Source organism: Haemophilus haemolyticus (genome assembly GCF_001008205.1).
Classification (GTDB): domain Bacteria; phylum Pseudomonadota; class Gammaproteobacteria; order Enterobacterales; family Pasteurellaceae; genus Haemophilus; species Haemophilus haemolyticus_Q.
In genome coordinates, this window is the sequence record NZ_LCTK01000007.1 from 46,517 (window position 1) to 66,616 (window position 20,100).

Genomic DNA, 20,100 nt, shown 5'->3' on the forward strand with positions numbered 1-20,100 from the left:
AAATTGTGTTGATTATAACAAACCGCATCAAAAAACAAATGATAAACGAGTAAAAAGGCGAGTAATTTTACTCGCCTTTAATATTACTGATGTTAATTTGTGCGGTGAATTATTTTAGGCTACCCACCATATCTTCTGGGCGAACCCATTTATCAAAATCTTCGGCAGAAACTAAGCCTAAATTAATCGCTTCTTCACGTAATGTTGTGCCATTTTTGTGAGCCGTTTTTGCAATTTTAGCCGCATTTTCATAGCCAATATGCGTATTAAGTGCGGTCACCAACATCAATGAATTTTCAAGTTGTTGTTTAATTCTTGGATAGTTTGGTTCAATACCCACTGCACAGTGTTCATCGAAAGATACGCAAGCATCACCCAATAATTGAGCTGATTGTAAGAAGTTTGCAATCATCACAGGGTTGAACACATTTAATTGGAAATGACCTTGTGAGCCTACAAATGCGATAGTGGTGTCGTTACCAAATACTTGTGCGCAGACCATTGTCATCGCTTCGCATTGAGTAGGGTTTACTTTACCTGGCATGATTGATGAACCCGGTTCATTTTCAGGAATTAAAATTTCGCCAATTCCTGAACGTGGGCCTGATGCTAATAGACGAATATCGTTTGCAATTTTAAATAAACTCATTGCTAATTGACGTAATGCACCGTGAGTTTCAACAATCGCATCATGAGCGGCTAATGCTTCAAATTTATTATCAGCGGTGACAAACGGAAGTGCGGTGAATTTTGCAATGTAATCTGCCACTTTCACATCATAGCCTTTCGGCGTGTTCAAACCCGTGCCAACCGCTGTACCACCCAATGCTAATTGACTTAAATGTGGAAGAGTATTTTTTAATGCTTTTAAGCCGAAATCTAATTGAGCAGCATAAGCTGAAAATTCTTGGCCTAATGTGAGTGGTGTTGCATCCATTAAGTGAGTACGGCCAATTTTTACCACGTTTTTGAAGGCTTCAGATTTTGCCGCAAAAGTTTTTTGTAAACGTTTAACACAAGGAATGGTGTGCTCAACTACTTTTTTATATGCAGCAATGTGCATTGCCGTTGGGAAAGTATCATTTGAAGATTGTGATTTGTTCACATCATCATTTGGATGAATGATAGATTTTTCACCTAATTTTCCACCGTTTAGCACATGAGCACGATTTGCAACCACTTCGTTCACATTCATATTGGATTGTGTACCAGAACCGGTTTGCCAAATAACGAGTGGGAATTGATCATCTAATTTATTTGCTAAAATTTCGTCACAAGCTTGAGCAATTAAATCACGTTTTTCAAGAGGTAATACACCTAAATCATGATTAGCAAATGCGGCTGCTTTTTTCAAATAGCCAAAAGCTTCGATAATTTCATGTGGCATTGAGGCGGCAGGACCAATTTTAAAGTTATTGCGTGAACGTTCAGTTTGTGCAGCCCAGTATTTATCTGCTGGAACTTGAACTTCACCCATTGTGTCTTTTTCAATACGAAATGCCATTCTGTACTCCTATGAATTGAATGAAAATTAATACTGAGTTGATTTTAACACTTCAGAGTTATGAGTGGAACGTAACAAAAACGTTAAAAATCAGTTTTGTGACATAGATCATAAAAGTGCGGTGGATTTTCACGCATTTGTAATAATGTGTATTTAATTATTTATTTTTTAGGGTTTTTTCGTTAGAATTTTAGCCTTTTTATAGGGCAAGATTGAGAAAATAACGGGGCTAAAATGGCAAAAACTGCGCAATTTTATATTCTTACGGAAGATTGTACGTTAACTGTCGAAGAAATAGCCTGTAATCTTGCTGCCTCAATATGGCGATTAGGGAAAAAAGTATTGATTAGCTGTGAAAGTGAGGCTCAAGCGTTAGAGATTGACGAGCGTTTGTGGCAACGAGATCCTAATGAATTTGTTCCACATAATTTATCGGGTGAGGCAACGCAATATCCCACACCGATTGAGATTTCATGGCTTGGGAAACGAAATTTACAACGCCGTGATGTGTTAATTAATTTGCAACAAGCAATCCCAGATTTTAGCCATAGTTTTACCCAGATTATTGATTTTGTACCGAAAGATGATGCCTTAAAAACACAAGCTCGAGAACGCTATAAACAATTACGTCTGCAAGGTTGGAATCTTTCTACTGAAAACGTGGGTTAATAAATGAACGACATTACCTTTTATCAACGCTTTGAAGCCGATATTCTCGCAGGGCGTAAAACCATCACCATTCGGGACAAATCCGAAAGCCATTTTAAAGTAGGCGATATTTTGCGTGTTGGTCGATTTGAAGATAATCAATATTTCTGCACCATTGAAGTATTAAGTGTGTCTCCGATTACCCTTGATGAACTGACGGAACAACATGCCGCTCAGGAAAATATGGGGTTGGAAGAATTAAAAGAGGTGATTCGAGGGATTTATCCGAACGAAGAGCAGTTTTTTGTTCTCTCTTTCAAATTAACTCCTATGGGAAAACTCTATATCGTATGTCAAGGGAAATATAACTCAGAATCGTTTTATCAAAGATTGAATTTAGAGTCTTATCAAGACGATTTTGATTTAGTTTTTCTTCCCTATAAGGATGGTTTATATAAAAAGTTAGAAAATGAACTAGATGAGATAAATACAATTATTATCACTGATGAAGTGATTGATGAAAATAAGCAATTTAATTTGCTTATTCAAGAAAAAGATTTTATTACTCAAGAGCGAGCGATTTTTGCTTTAGAAATGCTAGTTACTTGCATAACAAACTCAAACATCGTTCATTGGGATGTTATTGATTGTTTAGATTTTATATCTGATTTTAAAGATTCTAATGTTAATGCCTTAGTACAGTCAAATTGGGTTGATTCTCTAGAAAAATTATTAGTTCAGTCTAAAATAAATATTGCCAATATATGTAGAAATGTAAAATCAAATAAAGTAAATAAAATTTATTCATTTTTGTTTTGTAATCATCTTCCAGAATTTAGCATTATTCCTGCAATTTCTGATTTAAACGAAAGTTTTATAAGAGAACAAATGTTAGGTATGGATGTAGAACAAGTTATTATTCCATTCTTTTCTATATGGAAAAATAGAGAAGATTTTTCAGAAAAATTCAAAATTTCAACAGTGATAATTTAATTAACGGTGCAACAATTCGCACCTAACCAAGAGAAAAATAAATGACACAAAAATTCGAAATGGCAGACCGTTTTAATCCGTCTGCGGTAGAACAAGCCCTTTATCAACATTGGGAAGAGAGCGGTTATTTTAAACCGTCTGAAAATGAAAATGCGCCGAGCTATTGCATTGCAATTCCTCCACCGAATGTCACAGGTTCCCTACACATGGGACACGCGTTCCAACAAACTTTAATGGATACCTTAATCCGTTTTAACCGTATGGAAGGGCATAATACCTTATGGCAAGCGGGGACAGACCATGCGGGTATTGCGACCCAAATGGTGGTGGAACGTAAAATCGCGGCAGAAGAAGGCAAAACTCGCCATGATTACGGTCGTGAGGCGTTCATCAACAAAATTTGGGATTGGAAAGCCTATTCTGGTGGCACAATCAGCCAACAAATGCGTCGTTTAGGTAACTCTATCGACTGGGAACGTGAGCGTTTCACTATGGATGAGGGTTTATCTAACGCTGTAAAAGAAGTGTTTGTTCGCTTGCACGAGGAAGGTTTAATTTACCGTGGCAAACGCTTGGTAAACTGGGATCCAAAACTCCACACCGCGATTTCTGATTTAGAAGTGGAAAACAAAGAGAGCAAAGGTTCCCTTTGGCATTTCCGTTATCCGTTAGCAAACGGTGCGAAAACGGCAGATGGTAAAGATTATTTAGTGGTGGCAACCACGCGTCCAGAAACTATGTTAGGCGATACGGCGGTGGCGGTGCATCCTGAAGATGAGCGCTATCAATCTTTAATCGGCAAAACTGTGGTTCTGCCATTGGCAAACCGTGAAATTCCGATTATTGCCGATGAATATGTCGATCGTGAATTCGGTACTGGTGTGGTAAAAATCACCCCTGCGCACGACTTTAACGACTATGAAGTGGGTAAACGTCACAGCTTGCCTATGGTTAACGTATTAACCTTAAATGCAGATATTCGTGATGAAGCGGAAATTATCGGTACTGACGGCAAACCGCTTGCCGGCTATGAAGCGACTATTCCTGCGGATTACCGTGGCTTAGAGCGTTTCGTTGCACGTAAGAAAATCGTGGCAGATTTTGAAGCGTTGGGTTTATTAGACGAAATTAAACCGCATGATTTGAAAGTCCCTTATGGCGACCGTGGTGGCGTGCCGATTGAGCCGATGTTAACTGACCAATGGTATGTGAGCGTGAAACCGCTTGCTGATGTAGCGATTAAAGCGGTGGAAGACGGTGAAATCCAATTCGTACCGAAACAATATGAAAACCTCTACTTCTCTTGGATGCGTGATATTCAAGATTGGTGTATTTCCCGCCAACTTTGGTGGGGACACCGTATTCCTGCGTGGTATGACGCAGAAGGCAACGTGTATGTTGCGCGCAACGAAGAAGAAGTGCGGTCAAAATACAACTTAGATTCTGCGGTTGAACTTAAACAAGATGAAGACGTGTTAGATACGTGGTTCTCATCAGGCTTATGGACGTTCTCAACTTTAGGTTGGCCAGAGCAAACCAAAGAGCTCAAAATGTTCCACCCAACGGATGTGTTAATCACCGGTTTTGACATCATCTTCTTCTGGGTTGCGCGTATGATTATGTTTACGATGCACTTCGTGAAAGATGAAAATGGCAAACCACAAGTACCATTCAAAACGGTGTATGTAACAGGCTTAATTCGTGATGAGCAAGGCCAAAAAATGTCGAAATCGAAAGGTAACGTACTTGACCCAATCGATATGATTGACGGTATCAGCCTTGAAGATTTACTTGAAAAACGTACCGGCAACATGATGCAGCCGCAATTAGCAGAAAAAATTGCTAAAGCGACTCGCAAAGAATTCGCAGAGGGCATTGCCGCTCACGGTACAGACGCATTACGTTTCACATTAGCGGCATTGGCTTCAAACGGTCGTGATATCAACTGGGATATGAAACGTTTAGAAGGCTACCGCAACTTCTGTAATAAATTGTGGAATGCAAGCCGTTTCGTCTTAACGAATGGCAAATTAGATTTAAGCGAAGGTGAGATCGAATTCTCATTAGCGGATCGTTGGATTCAATCAGAATTCAATCGCACAGTGGAAACTTTCCGTAATTCATTAAGCCAATATCGTTTCGATCTTTGTGCCAATGCAATTTATGAATTCACTTGGAACCAATTCTGTGACTGGTATTTAGAATTGACTAAACCAGTATTTGCAAACGGCAACGCAGCACAAATCCGTGCGGCAAGCCAAACCTTGGTTCATGTGCTAGAAAAATTATTACGTTTAGCACATCCGCTCATTCCATTTATTACCGAAGAAATTTGGCAAAAAGTGAAAGGATTCGTGGGCATCACTGCAGACAGCATTATGTTACAACCTTTCCCACAAGTGGAAGATAACGGCTTTGATCCAGAAGCAGAAGCTGAAATTGAGTGGTTAAAAGAAGTGATCGTTGCGGTACGTAATATTCGTGCAGAAAGCAACATCGCACCAAGCAAAGGCTTAGATCTGTTATTCCGTAATTTAAGTGCAGAAAACGCAAAAATTCTCGAAAAACAGACCGCTCTTTTAAAAGCGATGGCGAAATTAGACAACATTCAAGTGTTAGCCGCAAACGAAATAGCACCACTTGCGGTAGCGAAACTCGTTGGCAATGCGGAATTGCTTGTACCAATGGCGGGCTTTATCAATAAAGAAGCAGAGCTTGCCCGTTTAGCTAAAGAGATTGAAAAATATCAAAACGAAGTTAAACGTATCGAGAATAAACTGAGCAATGAAGCTTTCGTGGCTAAAGCACCAGAAGCGGTTATCGCCAAAGAACGTGAAAAACAAGCAGAATATCAATCTGGATTAGAAAAAATCCAAGAGCAGTATAAAGCGATTGAATCCTTATAAGGCGGTAATAAAATGTAGGGGCGTATTGAATACGCCCCTGATTATATAAAATGTAAATTATGAAATCAGATAATAAATATTCCAAAATAGTAGAATTATTACACCCCTTAGCTATACAGCATAGCCCTGAAGGAACTATGCCAAATTCTGTTATTGAACAATGGCTACATGCTCTTGCGACAGATAGTGATTTATTCGCTAAAAGAGAGATTAAAAACGCTAAAGAATTGAAAAAAGAAGTAATAAATATCCTAAAGTCTAATAAGTTATATGAGAAAGAGAGTGATTTTTTTGAACTGATTTATTCTGATTTAAAATTAAAGCCAACTCAAAAGGCTAGATTTAGATTTATTGACCTTTTTGCAGGTATTGGAGGGATTAGATTAGGTGCTCAAGTAAATAATGGTGTATGTGTATTTTCATCAGAGTTTGATAGTTTTGCTCAAAAAACATATTGTTTAAATCATGCCGAAACGCCTTTTGGCGATATTACAAAAATTAGTGAAAACGATATTCCAGAACATGATGTTTTATTAGCTGGGTTTCCTTGCCAGCCATTTAGTTATGCAGGAAAAACGCAAGGATTTGAAGATAAAACTCGTGGAACATTATTTTTTGATGTTTTAAGAATTTTAGAAGCTAAAAAGCCTAAGGTAGCATTATTAGAAAATGTAAAAGGTTTTAAATCTCATGATAAAGGAAACACAATGCATATCGCATTGAGTGCACTAAATGAAGCTGGGTATAATACTTACTGGACTATTTTGAATAGCTATCATTTTGGTGTGCCACAATTTAGAGAGCGTTGGTATTGTGTAGCTATTCGCAGTGATATTGATAATGGAAAATTCAGATTTCCTATTGGTAATGCACCTAAAACAACATTAAGAGATATTGTAGATCTTGATTTAGAAGATCCAGCTTTAACATTACCTAAATTTGAATTAGATAGAATTGCATATCATTTTGAAAATTATCATTTAACTGAACGAGTTCAACATGATAATTCTATGTATGCACCAAATACTAAAAAAGGAAAATATGGTGTATTTTCTTTTTTAAAAGCGGATGGTTCATTAAGATTTCATGTAGGTGATTTTGCTAAAACACAAATTCAAGAAGCTTTTTATGCTTGTTTAGATACTTATGCACCAACAATTATTGCGAATCGTGTTCCTAAATTATGGGATATTAAGCGTAAATTATCTATTAAAGAAGCAGCGAGATTACAGGGGTTTCCTGATGAATTTCAATTTAATGTATCAAATGCACAAGCATTTAAACAGCTAGGGAATTCTGTTACGGTTACAGTTATTGATGAAATTGTAAAAGAAATTTTAAATGTGTTAGGAGAATAAAATGTCTTATATCTCAAAAGAAACGCTATTTAATTCAAGAGAGTATTTAAACCAGCGGACTAAAAAAACAGACACGCTTATTGGTTTAATTGTTTTTTTATTTTGTGTTCAAGAGCGGAAAGAACAGGGGCGTTATCTTTTGTCAGATATGAGAGAATTTGCTCATGTTGTAGATGAAGCATTTTATTTGTTGCCTTCAATTACGAAAAATACGGCAGAGCCGTTAGTTTGGTATGGCTTTATTTCTGAAAATTGGCTAAATGAAGTTAAATTAACTTTTTTAAACAATAATAAGATATCTGCAAAGCATGTTGTTAATGTTTTATTTTGGAGAAAATCATTTTCTCATACGAATGAAGCTGTTGAATGGTTTAAAAATAAAATTACACCAGTGATTTTTAATGAGTTATTTGAGCTTCAAGAAAATTCAGGTAATGATTTTGTTAATGATAAAGCTATTGATGTTTCGGACATAATTAAACACTATGATGGAAACAATCAAGATCTTACTTTGAAATCAGATGGTAAGTTTATTAAGAAAAAAGCCAGTGATTTAAGTGCTGCTCCATTTGGTCAAACACTTTATGCTGCTTCAGAAATAAAAAAAGTGATTTTAATCACACCTTTTGATTTCATTGAAAAATTTACATTTACAAGTTTTGTTCGCCAAGAAAAACCAAAGAACCTTATTTCAAATAATAATAGTGATTCAAAACTTACTCAACTCCCCAAACCCTTCCTAATCCTAGCTGGCATTTCTGGTACGGGCAAGACTCGCTTTGTGCGAGAGCAAGCGAAATTAGCCAATGCCGATAATCAAGCCAAAGATAATTATTGCCTTGTGTCTGTTCGCCCTGATTGGCATGAGCCTTCTGATTTATTAGGTTATATTTCTCATCTAGGAAGTCAGCCAAAATACATTACCACAGATGTGTTGCGTTTTATTGTGAAGGCCTGGAAACATATTGCAGATGGTGGCTTTGACCTAAAAACAGGTAAAGTAACTGAGGAACAATTAAATGAGATTCAACCTTATTGGCTTTGTTTAGATGAAATGAACTTGGCGCCAGTAGAGCAATATTTTGCGGATTATCTTTCCATACTAGAAACTCGCCAATGGAATGGCGAAGTATATCAATGCGATCCTTTATTAAAATCAAGTGTACTTGAAAATATTCAACCAGCTGATTTTGGATTAGATGAGGGAGATGAGTTGTGGAAGCATTTTAAAGAAGCAGGGGTTTCAATTCCGTTTAATCTTATTGTGGCAGGCACAGTAAATATGGATGAAACTACTCACGGATTCTCTCGGAAAGTTTTAGATCGTGCATTAAGCTTTGACTTTAATGAGTTTTATCCAAATGACTTTAATGCTTATTTCTCGCCTAACGCCCAAAATAAGACATTTACCTATCCTATTTATTCCGATGCGAGCTTATCTCTTAATTTTGCTTCATCTTTTGTTAAAGAAAGCAGTGAATTTCTATCAGAAGTAAATAGTGTTTTAAAGAATTCACCTTTTGAATTAGCTTATCGTGCATTAAATGAATTACTACTTTCTGTGAAATGTATCAATCCAAAAAATGAGATTGAGCTACAATCTATTTGGGATGATTTCCTAATGATGAAAGTGTTGCCTCGCATTGAAGGGGACTCAGAAAAATTAGATTTTGATGGTGAAAAATCATTATTAACTAACTTAGAAGCGATAATGAGGGAACAATTATCAGCTATTTGGGAAGGCACAAAACGTATTGATTTATTCCGAGAAACAAATGAAGGAGATGTTATTAATATAGAATGTCGGAGTAAGGCGAAGATTAGTTGGATGCAAACTAAATTAGAGAAGTTTGGGTTTACACATTTCTGGAAATAAGGGAAATGGATTGTATTTTTAATCAACAAATAGATGAAGTATTTGAGCTTTCTATTTATGTGAAAGATAGTGAAAAGAATACTACGCGCTATCAACAAACCTTAAAAAAACGCAGAGCAGAACGTGTTTCTATCCATTATCAAACTGAAAAATTTGAAATTTCAGGTGATTTGCAAAAATCTTATGAAATTCAACCGCTCTTTTTTGAAAATACTCAATACCATTTTGAAATTCAATTCCGTGCACCTATTCATTATGCGGAATTGCGTCATAAACTCGTGCTAATTAATGACGGTTTCCGCTTTTCTCAAGTTGCTAACATGCTTGTTGGAGTGATTAATACAGGAAATGATATTGGGCAATTAAATTTACCTATTTATTATGAAGACAAAGTAGGAAAAGGTTATTTCATCACGCTTTCTTTTATGGTATTGCCAACAAAGATTGATCTTCAGCAAGATATTGAACCTATTAATGAAGCTATTGATGGCACATTTCCTCTTTGGCGCTTTAATCTTACGGCTAAAACAGAGCAGGGGGCTGGAAAAACAAATGAGAAAGGTTATTTCCCGCTATTTTGGCTTGCACACTTCCAGCAATTACAACAATTCAGTCAAGCTTTAAAAATTATTAAAAATTCACCGCATAACCGTTTACAGACCTATTCTTTACATCAAAAAGCGGAACGTTTAAAAGGTAAGTTGTCTGCAAAGCAAACCCATCGAATTAAAAATGATTTAGCGAGCGGTTTACATCATAAAAAATATGCGATTGAAAAAAAGAAATTAAGTGTTAATACGCCAGAGAATCGCTTTATTAAACAAGTGATTATCGAAACAGATAACAAGCTTACTCAGATCAATCAAACATTAGCTAAATCAAGCAAAAATCAACTTTCCCAAGCATTTTTTGATACGCTAAATAATTGGCAAAAACCATTAAAACAATTTCAAGCGCTATCTTTTTTTAATGATATTGGGACCTTCAAAGGATTGGAAAAAATTTCTCTAGTACTGCAACAGAAACCAGGTTATTCCACGATTTTTCATGTTTGGCAAGAGTTACGTTTTTATTTAAAGGTCCTTTCGCATCATAGCCTGATTTCACAAAAATCCCTTTCGGAACTTTATGAAGTGTGGTGCTTTTTAGTTATTCGCCGATTGTTAATTGAAGAACTTGGTTTTGAAGAAGTCAGTTCTCAGAAAGCAAAATTAATGTTTTCTGAACAACTTGATTTGACGATGAAAGATGGAATGTATGGTGCATTTCATTTTGAGAGACCTGATGGTTTGAAAATTAAACTTGCACATGAGCCAATTTTTCATCAAAAAACAGAAATTAAGTCCTATTTGAATACGCAAAAGCCAGATATTTTATTAGAAGTACTTTTCCCAAATAAACAACGTTTTATTTGGTTATTTGATGCAAAATACCGTTTAAATTCCGATGATGGTGAAGATGATTTAGTGCCAGATGACGCAATAAATCAAATGCATCGTTATCGTGACGCATTGGTTTGGGCTAAACAGGATGAAGGTAAAAGCCGTCCAGTGTTTGGTGCTTACGCCCTGTATCCAGGTTTTTTTGATCAAGTTAATATGAAGAATCCGTATCAAGCCGGAATTGATGAAGTCGGTATTGGCGCATTTGCATTGTTGCCTAGCCAACAAAATCAAGGTGCAATTTGGTTACGGGCTTTTTTTAAAGCGCAGTTAGGAAATTATCTACTTTCTTCACCACTTATTAAGGAAGAGAGTTTATTTGTGCAAGAACAAAGCCGAATTCCTTATACAGGAATGAAGCAACAACTTTATACCGACTTAACGATGTTAGTTTCTCTTGGTCATGCACAAGAGGGCGAAAATATACGTTCAATAGAATACTTTGAACGTTTTAAAAATGGCACAGCAAAATACTATCATTTACCACAAGACACTTTTGAGATGAAATATAAAGGCTTGCAACACATTGTTAATGAAATCGCTTTTTTAGGATTAGCTGAGCAAGATGAACAAGGTAATAAAATAATTAACAAAGTATGGCAAGTGAAGAGGGTTTTATTAGTTAAACGTAATACATTAACTGAAGCACAGGCAGGATATACCTCTAATTCTGAACGCTTAGATTATCTTTTTGAGCTTGGTATGGCCTTGAATTTACCTAATTCAATTAGAAATATACCTCTAGAAGGATTTAGAAAATCGATGAAGCTGACAACACTGTCAAAAATTAATAATGAAACAGAATTTAACTTTATTGAACCGGTATATACTGAGTTTTATTTAGAGCAAATAAAAGTGCGGTGAATTTCCACCGCACTTTTTTAACTTATCTTTTTCATCTGCATTTCTAATCCCATGAAAATAGACTCGACAATGTCATCAGGCAATCCATGAGTATTTATTTCACTGACTCTTGGATATAGTGCACTGATCTCATGCAAAGTATCTTCTACTGTTTCCTTTGCCAAGCCTGCGAGTTTAGCGGTATTGAAAATGTGGCGGAGTTGTATTTTATCCCATAAATAATGTTTATTTTCGCCGTGCCACGCCATTGCCATTTTGACTTTTTGCTTTTGTAGTCCGTTATATTTGATAAGTGGATAGGCGGACATGACGTCGTAAAAAGGTGTTAGACGATAGCGATTCTCTTGTTCCAAAAATAAACTGAAATTTTTGCCATGGCCGTCAATAGCACAAAGTAGCCAGAAAACAATTTGCGCTTTAAAAAACTGCTTGCGATCTGCTTGGGCGTTGGATGAACCGTTGAGAAGCGACATAATTTGAAGAATGCTCGGCCCGCCGTCATTTTCATATTTTCGCGCAGGGGCGATGTTGAGTGCTTGGCACATATCTTCCTGTGGTAAACGAATTAGCCAACTCCTATTTTCAGACCAACGGCGATCAAAGCGTTCCACAATCAGTACTTTAATTTCACCGAAATACTGAATTTGGCTTCGAGGAACCGGCAAACCTAAGGCTTTCATAATATTCAAGCAAAGCCATTCATTTTCACTGCTGCTGGAAAGATCAAGTTGCCCTTGTGCCACCATACCAATCGGGAGTTTAAAAATATGGCTGGTCGCGGTGGAATGCAAAGGGCGCTGCCATTGATTCTGATAATAAAGCAGCGCTGTTTTTTCCTGAGCGCCGGCCAAAGAAATTCGGAAATCCTCGCTTTCTTCCATGCCGAGAGGAAAAGTGCGGTAGTTTTTCAGCACGTTTTCCACCTCTTTGTCATTTAGTGGTTCTGCATAAATTTGACGCACCGAGCGGTTCTCGCCCTGATAAAGTTGAATTGCACCGATACAATCCTGTCCAATCGCAGAAAGCAAATCAAATGGGGATTTCGTTGATGTTTGGAAACGTTGTTGAATGCGTGAACGGATCTGTTCGTTGTCTGGGAGCAGATTATCGAAGAAATTGTAAACGGAATCTCCTCGATAAATTTTGTGCGACAAGGGCAGTGACAATGAAATAGGGCGCGAGCGAACAGATTCAAGCCATTTTTCCGCATACTGAAATTCGGTTGCGCCACTGGTGAGTTTTCGCCATTCACCGACTAACAAGCCATTCATAGCAACGTTTAGAATCGAGTTACTCATCACCATGCCTCGTCGTCATCGTATGTTGCTGTAGGCTCCTTGATTGAACGGGCAGTATCAGATGACTTTTTGCGTGGTTGTACAATAAGCTCTAATTCTAATCCTGCCAGAATTTTAAATAGTGTTTCTAATTTAGTACGCTCCGGCTCATTCTCAAACGCTGAAATTCTGGCTTGGGTTGTTCCGGCGAGTTTAGCAACATCAGTTTGTGACAGATCGCCTTGATAGCGAAATTCTCGAATTACATGAGAAAGCATTTTTGCGGTGGTGATAACCATTGTGACTCCTCATACACTATAACGTATAGAAATTATTTTATACGCCATGAAGTATAAAGTTTATTTTATATCTTGTAAAGTATAATTTATACTTTATATCCTGTGCGATATAAGATGTAAACGATTAAAATTTCCACCGCACCATCAGCTTCTACATTACAATTAAATGATTCAATTAATAGATTTTTACATTGTTATAGAGATAGCTCTTAAACAAAAAGATAAGATAAATATTGGTTTAGATTAGAAAAATTAGAGAGATTGAGAGGGATAAATTGGAATAAAAAAGTAGGCGCAATGCCTACTTTTTTATTTTTGATTTAACCCTAAAAAATCCCCAACTTCGTGTTCGAGTTGACTCATAGCGAGTAGGGCTTCTTGGGTTTTCTTAGCTTCATCTTCATCAATAACACTCATTGCAAAGCCTACATGAACGAGCACCCATTTACCAAGTAAATCGGCAGGATCTCCGGTGCAGACTAGAGAAATATTCACATCACGTTGTACGCCACATACATCCACAGTGGCAAGTTGAAGAGCGCTTTCGCCAATCTTAACAATTTGGCCTGGAACACCTAAACACATAATACTTTCACTCCTATTGAAATTTGTGTCTATTTTACTATCGCGCGGAATAAGTTACGTCGATCTGGATCAAAAGTTGTTGCTTTTGTTGGCATAGATAAAATCATTCTGAGGCAATCTTGTGCGAGTTGAGCTGCTTGAGTATTTGTCATTGCAGGATCAATCGGAGAATGAAGGGAGCAACTAAGATATTGTGGAATATTTTCTAAACTACTCACTGTGAAGGTGAAGGTTTTATAGGGCAGTTGTACTGAAAGTTTATCGCCAATTTCACGCGGTTCCCATTCTTGATCTTTGCCTGGTAAAATGACAATGCTCAACATCCAAGGTGTCACAACCGTACCTATCCATTGGTTTTCAAAAAGTACAAATTTAGGACAATAGCAGTCGATACCTTTTCGATAGAAAGGAAGATCTTTCATTTCTTCTGCAACTTTTCGCATTTCGTTTTGGAAGATTGAAGATGGCTCTTCGGCGAAGCCTTGAATGACACCTTCAAGTGAGGTTATATTTTCTGGTGTTTTTTCGTGTCGATACATAATTATTAAAATTTACAGCGAGGTGAATTTCAACAATTCACGCATACCATAAGAGCAAATTATGGTGTGCGTGAAATGTATTATTTCTCATCTACATTTGAACGTGAAATCCATACTCTTTCAAAACGTTTTCTAATGTTTTAAAAATTTCTGGAAATTGTTTTTGAATTGTTTCACTTAATGCAATTTGTGGGTCAAAAGTTTCTGGTTGAACCCCAATTAAACATAGGTTTTTAGGGAATTCATCCGTTAATTTTAACGCAGAAAGCACATCACAAATACCAAGTTGATGTGGTGAAATTTTACGCGAGAAAAATACCGGCACTTGCTCATCATGAAGTACAATAATTTCTCCAGGCTGTTTATTGGCAAGTACAGCATCAATGATGATGATGTGCTCACGATTTGCCATTTCATCCAATAATTCCATGCCACAAGTGCCGCCGTCAACCACGTCAAAGTGCGGTAAAATTTCAAAGCGATTTTCTAGGGCTTGGGCGATTCGTACGCCCACGCCTTCATCGCCGAGTAAAATATTACCAACGCCTAAGATTAATGGCTTCATTAGAGCACCTTCACTTGTGTGACTTCACCATTTTCTGTGTTCACAACATGCACTGCGCATGACATGCAAGGGTCGAAAGAGTGGATGGTACGCACAACTTCTAATGGTTTTGTCGGATCTGCTACGGGGGTACCGATGATGGAAAGCTCATAAGGCCCCATTTCATCATTTTGGTTACGAGGGCCTGCATTCCAAGTCGATGGCACAACGGCTTGATAATTTTCGATTTTGCCATTTTTGACGACAACCCAGTGAGAGAGCATGCCACGAGGCACTTCACCAAAACCAACACCTTTAAACTCACCTGTTTGTGGAATGTCTGTTTTGAGATAAGCAATAGTATCGCCAGTGCCAATATTATCAACAAGTAGTTTCCATTGTTGTTCAAGAATATTATTTAGTACGCAACAATGTACGGTACGAGCAATAATACGCCCTAAGGTTGAGTGTAAATGGTCAACAGATAAGGTATTGCCGCTTAGTTTTTCATACAGCCCTTTAATATAGTTAAAGTGATGTAATGTATCTTTATTTTCATTGGCTAAGTTACACATTAAATAGGCAAGAGGGCCCACTTCAACAACTTTTCCGTAGAAACTTGGTGCTTTTACCCATGAATATTTGCCTTCATCTTGCCAGCCGGTATATTTCGGACGTGTTAAACCAGACCAAGGTTCAAGAGGTTCATCGTCTTCATACCAAGCGTGTTTACCACTTTCTTTAATACCTTTTACAACAAATTCATCTTTCTGTTGGGTAATTGGACGGAAGGTCGAAATATCAAAGTTTTCAATATAGCCACCAGTTAGAACAAATTTAGAATTATCACCATCAATTGGATATTCAGGCACTGAAAGGTAGTTACCTGATGTTTTACCAAGATTGAGCCATTCAGGGTAATAAGCCGCAATGATCGCCGCATCAACACGATAAACTTGAGTAACAAAGTCATTTAAACGATCAATACAGGATTTTACAAACATTAAACGTTCTAAGTTTAATACTGATTGAGAGTCCAAGTTGATTGGGTTTGCTACGCCACCAATTGCTAAGTTTTGAATGTGCGGTGTTTTTCCGCCGAGTAATGCCACAATACGGTTACAATCACGCTGACATTCAAGTGCTTGTAAATAGTGAGCCACTGCGATTAGGTTTACTTCTGGCGGTAATTTCATTGCAGGGTGACCGAAATAACCGTTGGCAAAAATACCGAGCTGACCGCTTTCAACTAAAGATTTAATTTTATTTTGCACATTGCGGAATTCATTTGCACTGTTTAATCCCCATGTTGAAACACCTTTAAGCATTTCAGCGGCTTTATCGGGATCAGCGTTCAGTGCCGCAGTGATATCTACCCAGTCCATCGCAGAAAGTTGATAAAAATGAACGATATGGTCGTGCATGCTATGAGCAGAAAGAATCATATTGCGGATATATTGTGCATTCACTGGCACTTTGGCACCGAGAGCATCTTCCACTGCACGCACACTCATAATGGCGTGAACGGTTGTACAAACGCCACAAATACGTTGCATAATCATCCAAGCATCACGCGGATCTGAACCTTTCACGATATTTTCCATACCACGCCACATTGTGCCTGATGACCAAGCGTTTGTTACTACGCCATTTTCAATTTCACAATCGATACGCAAATGGCCTTCAATGCGTGTGATAGGGTCGATTGAGATACGTTTTTTTTCAGTCATTATTCTGCTCCGCTCATTTTTTTACTGAATTGTGCTTTTTCGGCAATAATTTGTTCCGAGTCTTCATGATGTTTTTCTTTCAACACTGGTAAGACAGGGAATAGACGAATTATTAAAATATAGGCGCAAATTTCGATGGATACGAAACCAATAGAAATTAGCAATTCTTCTGCTGATGGGAAGTAACGATAGCCATTACCTGGATCGTACATAATCATTGAATAATTTAAACGCCATAGGGCTGCGCCGAGTAACATGCTCAAGGCTGAGATAAATAGCCAACGTGAATCAGATTTTTTCTCACCAAGGAATAAAGTGAGTAATGGTAATGTCATTAGCCATACTTCCATCCAAAACATCCAGGCTTCAAATTTACCAAGTTTATCGAATCCGAATACATAATGGAGTTTGTCATGGTAAATCAATTCGCCAAAGCGTACCGCAAGGAAAAGTGCGATTAATCCAGCGGTGACTTTTGCAAGCTGGGTAAAGAGTGAACGTTCATCTGGTGTTTTTCCTGCTAAACCTGCACGTACTAAAGAACCTTCAAAAATTACGATAGAAAAGCCCATAATAAATGCGGTGAGTAAGGATAAGATTGGTAATGCTTCATAGCTTTGCCATACTTGATGAACTTTATGACCAGCGGCGATCATTAATGATCCCATTGATGATTGGTGCATCATAGGCAATAGTGCGCCAAGTGCGACGACAAAAAACATAATTTTGTTGAGCTTATTAAACCATTTTTTCAATCCTAAGAAGCCGAGCCAGACTGGCGCAAATTCAAGGGTGACGACAATGATGTAAATTGTCATACAAAATGCGGTTTCAAATAACACCGAGTTTGTATTGAATTGACCAGGAATGTAGAAGTAAGGCAAGTGCCAGTAACGACCCATATCAATGGTGATGGAAAGACCACCTAATGAATAGCCGAATAAGCTAGCAAGCAATGCGGGACGCACAAGAGGGTGATATTTCCCTTTGTTGAAAATATATACTGTCCAAGCTAATGCCCAACCACCACAGGCAAAACCAGTACCTACAAGTAAGTCAAAGGAAATCCATAAGCCCCAAGGATAACCGCCGTTAAGTGCGGTGACGGAACCGATACCTAAGAACAAACGCTTAATAATTAATAAGATACAAATTACAGCCAAAGGTGCAAAAAAGAGAATACTGGCGGAAACTAATCGACCGCCCACCGGACGTGGATTACCCATGATGTTCATCCTCCGCTTCTTCCATTTCTTTACGCGCTTGGCGCATTGCTTCTTTTTGCGCTTCAATTCGTTCACGAATCTTATCGCCGTGCATATTCTTATAAGTCATCATTGTTAAACCAGCTAAAGCCACCAGTGGCAATGCTAAACCGCGATACAAGAAGTGCTGTAAATGCGCTGCGCGTGCACCTGTAGCAATATCATCTAACTCAGGGAAACCTAAATTTTCTTGTGGAACCGCACTTAACACTAATACTTGTGTACCGCCACCTTCTTTTTCACCGTAAATACGATATTGATAGGCTGGTACAGTTGCGCGATAAGTATCTTTACTGTTTACATGTTGGCGAGGATAGTCATATTCGGTGCCACGTAATAAACTTAAACGACGTTTTGCTTCCGCTAAAAGTTCTTCACGGGTACCAAAAATAATTGCGCCAGTAGGACAAACATGACAACAACCTGGTAATTCACCTTTATCTAAGCGTTCCACGCCTTTTTGGTTGCAAAGTTCACATTTGCTGATTTGACCAAATGGATTGTCGTAATCATATTTTGGCACATCAAATGGACAACCCACCATGCAATAACGGCAACCAGTACAAATATCAGGATCGTATTTAACAATACCTGTTTTAGGATCTTTGGTTAAAGCCTGTACTGGGCAAACAGAAACGCAGTTTGGATCAACACAGTGCATGCATTGTTTTTTAACATAAGCATAACCGTTTTCTGTTTTATCTTTATTTTTGCCGTCGCCATCGCTCCATACTTGAATCACATTGCGTGTGAACGGAGTGAGTTTGTCATTGTTTGCCCAAGTTTGCTCACCTTTGGGGTTGACAAGTGTTTTATTTACTTGCTGACATTCTGCAACACAAGCCTGACAGCCAACGCAAAGTGTGGAGTCATAAAGCATCCCAAGTGCGCCAGGAATGGGCGGAAGATTTTCCACCGCTTCGGCTTTTGCAACGGGCAGACCTGATGTGACAGTTCCCAGCAGACCTGCTTTAAGGAAATTTCGTCTATCCATCTTTAGTGTCCTTGATCTTGATTGGCTTGATTGTCTGCAGCTTTGTTCGCTTTATGTTGTTTGCTCAATTCTTTCAAGGTCATCACGCTGACACCTGCTAAAATGGCTGCAGCACCGCCTAATAAGCCAATCGCCGTCATTGAGGCACCTTCGCCTTCAACATTGTTTACATCTGGTTTTTCCACCCGTGGCGTTGGATTTTCGACGTTCGCTAATTGGAAAATGCCTTTGGTAAAGCCGATACCTTGATCGTTACAGCCATAGCAAGGATGCCCGATACCCACTGGCCAGTTATTACCACCAACATCACAGAATTCTAGTGTAGAGCAGTTGCCGTAAGTTTCGGGCCCTTTACAACCTAAATGGTATAAACACCAGCCATGACGATGACCATAATCGCCAAATTCTTTTGCGAAACGGCCTGCATCAAAGTGCGGTCGGCGATAACAGTTTTCATGGATTAGACGATCATAAGCAAACAATGGACGATTTAATTTATCCATTGCCGGTAATTTTTTATAAGTGATGATATAGGCAACGGTTGCCAAGAAATTATGTGGGTTAGGAGGACAACCTGGAATGTTAATAATTGGTGTGCCTTTTGGTAAAACTTCAGAAAGACTGACCGCACCTGTTGGGTTGCCACCGCAAGATGGAACACCACCCCAAGATGAGCAGGATCCAATTGCAATAATGGCTGCGGCACCTTTTGCGGCTTCACGAATATGTTCCACAATGGGTTTGCCTGCCACCATGCAGTATACACCGCCGTCTTTAATTGGAATGGAACCATCCACTACAAGCACATATTTGCCGTAATAATTATGGATAGCATTATGTTTATTTTCTTCTGCTTGTTCACCAAATGCAGCAGAAAGTACCTCATGATATTCGAGGGAAATTAAATCTAGCACGAGATTTTCAACAGTTGGGTGGGTTGCACGCAGTAAAGATTCTGTACAGCCAGTACATTCTTGCGCACCAATCCAAAGCACTGGTGGGCGTGCTGGACTGGTCATTGCTGCCGTCATTTCTGCGCCCGCTTTAGAATTTAGCCCCATCGTAGCCGCAAGTGCGGTACATAATTTCATAAAATCTCGGCGAGAAACATCTGCCAATGCAGAAAAAACGCCATCCGGATTATTCATAGTATCACTCCAAAGACACACATTTATTGTGGAAATTGGCCAATGATAAATGTTTTCTTCAAAAAAAATTTGATCATAATCATGAAATGAAGAATTTATAGAATAAATATGTCCAAATTGTGAACGTA

At 38.2% G+C, this 20,100-nt stretch carries 15 protein-coding genes and 1 pseudogene; 6 read left to right on the plus strand and 10 right to left on the minus strand.

What is annotated here, in order from left to right; all coding sequences use genetic code 11:
* Nucleotides 1-109 precede the first annotated feature (109 nt).
* Nucleotides 110-1,504, minus strand: coding sequence for a class II fumarate hydratase (fumC, locus tag AAX18_RS02560; RefSeq protein ID WP_046952846.1), 1,395 nt, complete (start codon nt 1,502-1,504; stop codon nt 110-112).
* 234 nt (nt 1,505-1,738) lie between these two features.
* On the opposite strand from fumC, the gene AAX18_RS02565 reads away from it, so the two are divergent.
* The 6 genes and pseudogenes from AAX18_RS02565 (at nt 1,739) to AAX18_RS02590 (ending at nt 11,591) form a co-directional block, all read left to right on the plus strand.
* Entirely contained in the window at nt 1,739-2,173 is a 435-nt protein-coding gene (locus tag AAX18_RS02565; RefSeq protein ID WP_046952847.1) for a DNA polymerase III subunit chi, read from the plus strand.
* Nucleotides 2,174-2,176: 3 nt separating this feature from the next.
* Nucleotides 2,177-2,476 (plus strand): annotated as a pseudogene (yqfB, locus tag AAX18_RS02570) (N(4)-acetylcytidine aminohydrolase); the annotation flags it as partial.
* A gap of 710 nt (nt 2,477-3,186) precedes the next feature.
* Nucleotides 3,187-6,051, plus strand: coding sequence for a valine--tRNA ligase (gene valS, locus AAX18_RS02575; RefSeq protein WP_046952848.1), 2,865 nt, complete (start codon nt 3,187-3,189; stop codon nt 6,049-6,051).
* 59 nt (nt 6,052-6,110) lie between these two features.
* Nucleotides 6,111-7,409, plus strand: a complete 1,299-nt coding sequence (gene dcm / locus AAX18_RS02580) for a DNA (cytosine-5-)-methyltransferase (protein ID WP_080948089.1) — start codon at nt 6,111-6,113, stop codon at nt 7,407-7,409.
* Between the two features lies 1 nt (nt 7,410).
* Complete coding sequence (locus tag AAX18_RS08695) at nt 7,411-9,285, plus strand: McrB family protein (protein WP_046952850.1); 1,875 nt, start codon at nt 7,411-7,413, stop codon at nt 9,283-9,285.
* A 5-nt stretch (nt 9,286-9,290) separates the two neighbouring features.
* Nucleotides 9,291-11,591: a DUF2357 domain-containing protein gene (locus AAX18_RS02590; RefSeq protein ID WP_046952851.1), complete on the plus strand. Its 2,301-nt coding sequence runs from the start codon at nt 9,291-9,293 to the stop codon at nt 11,589-11,591.
* Nucleotides 11,592-11,608: 17 nt separating this feature from the next.
* Here the strand turns inward: AAX18_RS02590 and AAX18_RS02595 are convergent, their stop codons facing one another.
* From AAX18_RS02595 to hybO, 9 genes are all read right to left on the minus strand, one after another.
* Nucleotides 11,609-12,889 carry a type II toxin-antitoxin system HipA family toxin gene (locus AAX18_RS02595; protein ID WP_080948091.1) on the minus strand — a complete coding sequence of 427 codons (1,281 nt, stop codon included), beginning with the start codon at nt 12,887-12,889 and terminating at the stop codon, nt 11,609-11,611.
* Nucleotides 12,889-13,167 (minus strand): helix-turn-helix domain-containing protein, encoded by a 279-nt coding sequence (locus AAX18_RS02600; RefSeq protein ID WP_012771639.1) that lies wholly within the window; start codon nt 13,165-13,167, stop codon nt 12,889-12,891. Before AAX18_RS02600 ends, AAX18_RS02595 begins: the two co-directional genes overlap by 1 nt.
* Before the next feature lie 309 nt (nt 13,168-13,476).
* The gene (hybG, locus tag AAX18_RS02605; protein WP_005626486.1) at nt 13,477-13,752 is read right to left on the minus strand and encodes a hydrogenase maturation factor HybG; all 276 of its coding nucleotides are present in this window, start codon (nt 13,750-13,752) and stop codon (nt 13,477-13,479) included.
* A 29-nt stretch (nt 13,753-13,781) separates the two neighbouring features.
* Nucleotides 13,782-14,291 carry a hydrogenase-2 assembly chaperone gene (gene hybE, locus AAX18_RS02610; RefSeq protein WP_046952853.1) on the minus strand — a complete coding sequence of 170 codons (510 nt, stop codon included), beginning with the start codon at nt 14,289-14,291 and terminating at the stop codon, nt 13,782-13,784.
* Between the two features lie 91 nt (nt 14,292-14,382).
* Nucleotides 14,383-14,856, minus strand: coding sequence for a HyaD/HybD family hydrogenase maturation endopeptidase (locus AAX18_RS02615; RefSeq protein ID WP_046952854.1), 474 nt, complete (start codon nt 14,854-14,856; stop codon nt 14,383-14,385).
* The gene (hybC, locus tag AAX18_RS02620; protein ID WP_046952855.1) at nt 14,856-16,565 is read right to left on the minus strand and encodes a hydrogenase 2 large subunit; all 1,710 of its coding nucleotides are present in this window, start codon (nt 16,563-16,565) and stop codon (nt 14,856-14,858) included. Before hybC ends, AAX18_RS02615 begins: the two co-directional genes overlap by 1 nt.
* On the minus strand, nt 16,565-17,791 hold the full coding sequence (hybB, locus tag AAX18_RS02625; protein WP_046952856.1) for a Ni/Fe-hydrogenase cytochrome b subunit: 1,227 nt from the start codon (nt 17,789-17,791) through the stop codon (nt 16,565-16,567). The genes hybC and hybB overlap by 1 nt, the downstream gene beginning before the upstream one ends.
* Nucleotides 17,784-18,824: a hydrogenase 2 operon protein HybA gene (hybA, locus tag AAX18_RS02630; RefSeq protein ID WP_046952857.1), complete on the minus strand. Its 1,041-nt coding sequence runs from the start codon at nt 18,822-18,824 to the stop codon at nt 17,784-17,786. Before hybA ends, hybB begins: the two co-directional genes overlap by 8 nt.
* A 2-nt stretch (nt 18,825-18,826) precedes the next feature.
* The gene (hybO, locus tag AAX18_RS02635; protein WP_046952858.1) at nt 18,827-19,972 is read right to left on the minus strand and encodes a hydrogenase 2 small subunit; all 1,146 of its coding nucleotides are present in this window, start codon (nt 19,970-19,972) and stop codon (nt 18,827-18,829) included.
* Nucleotides 19,973-20,100: the final 128 nt, after the last annotated feature.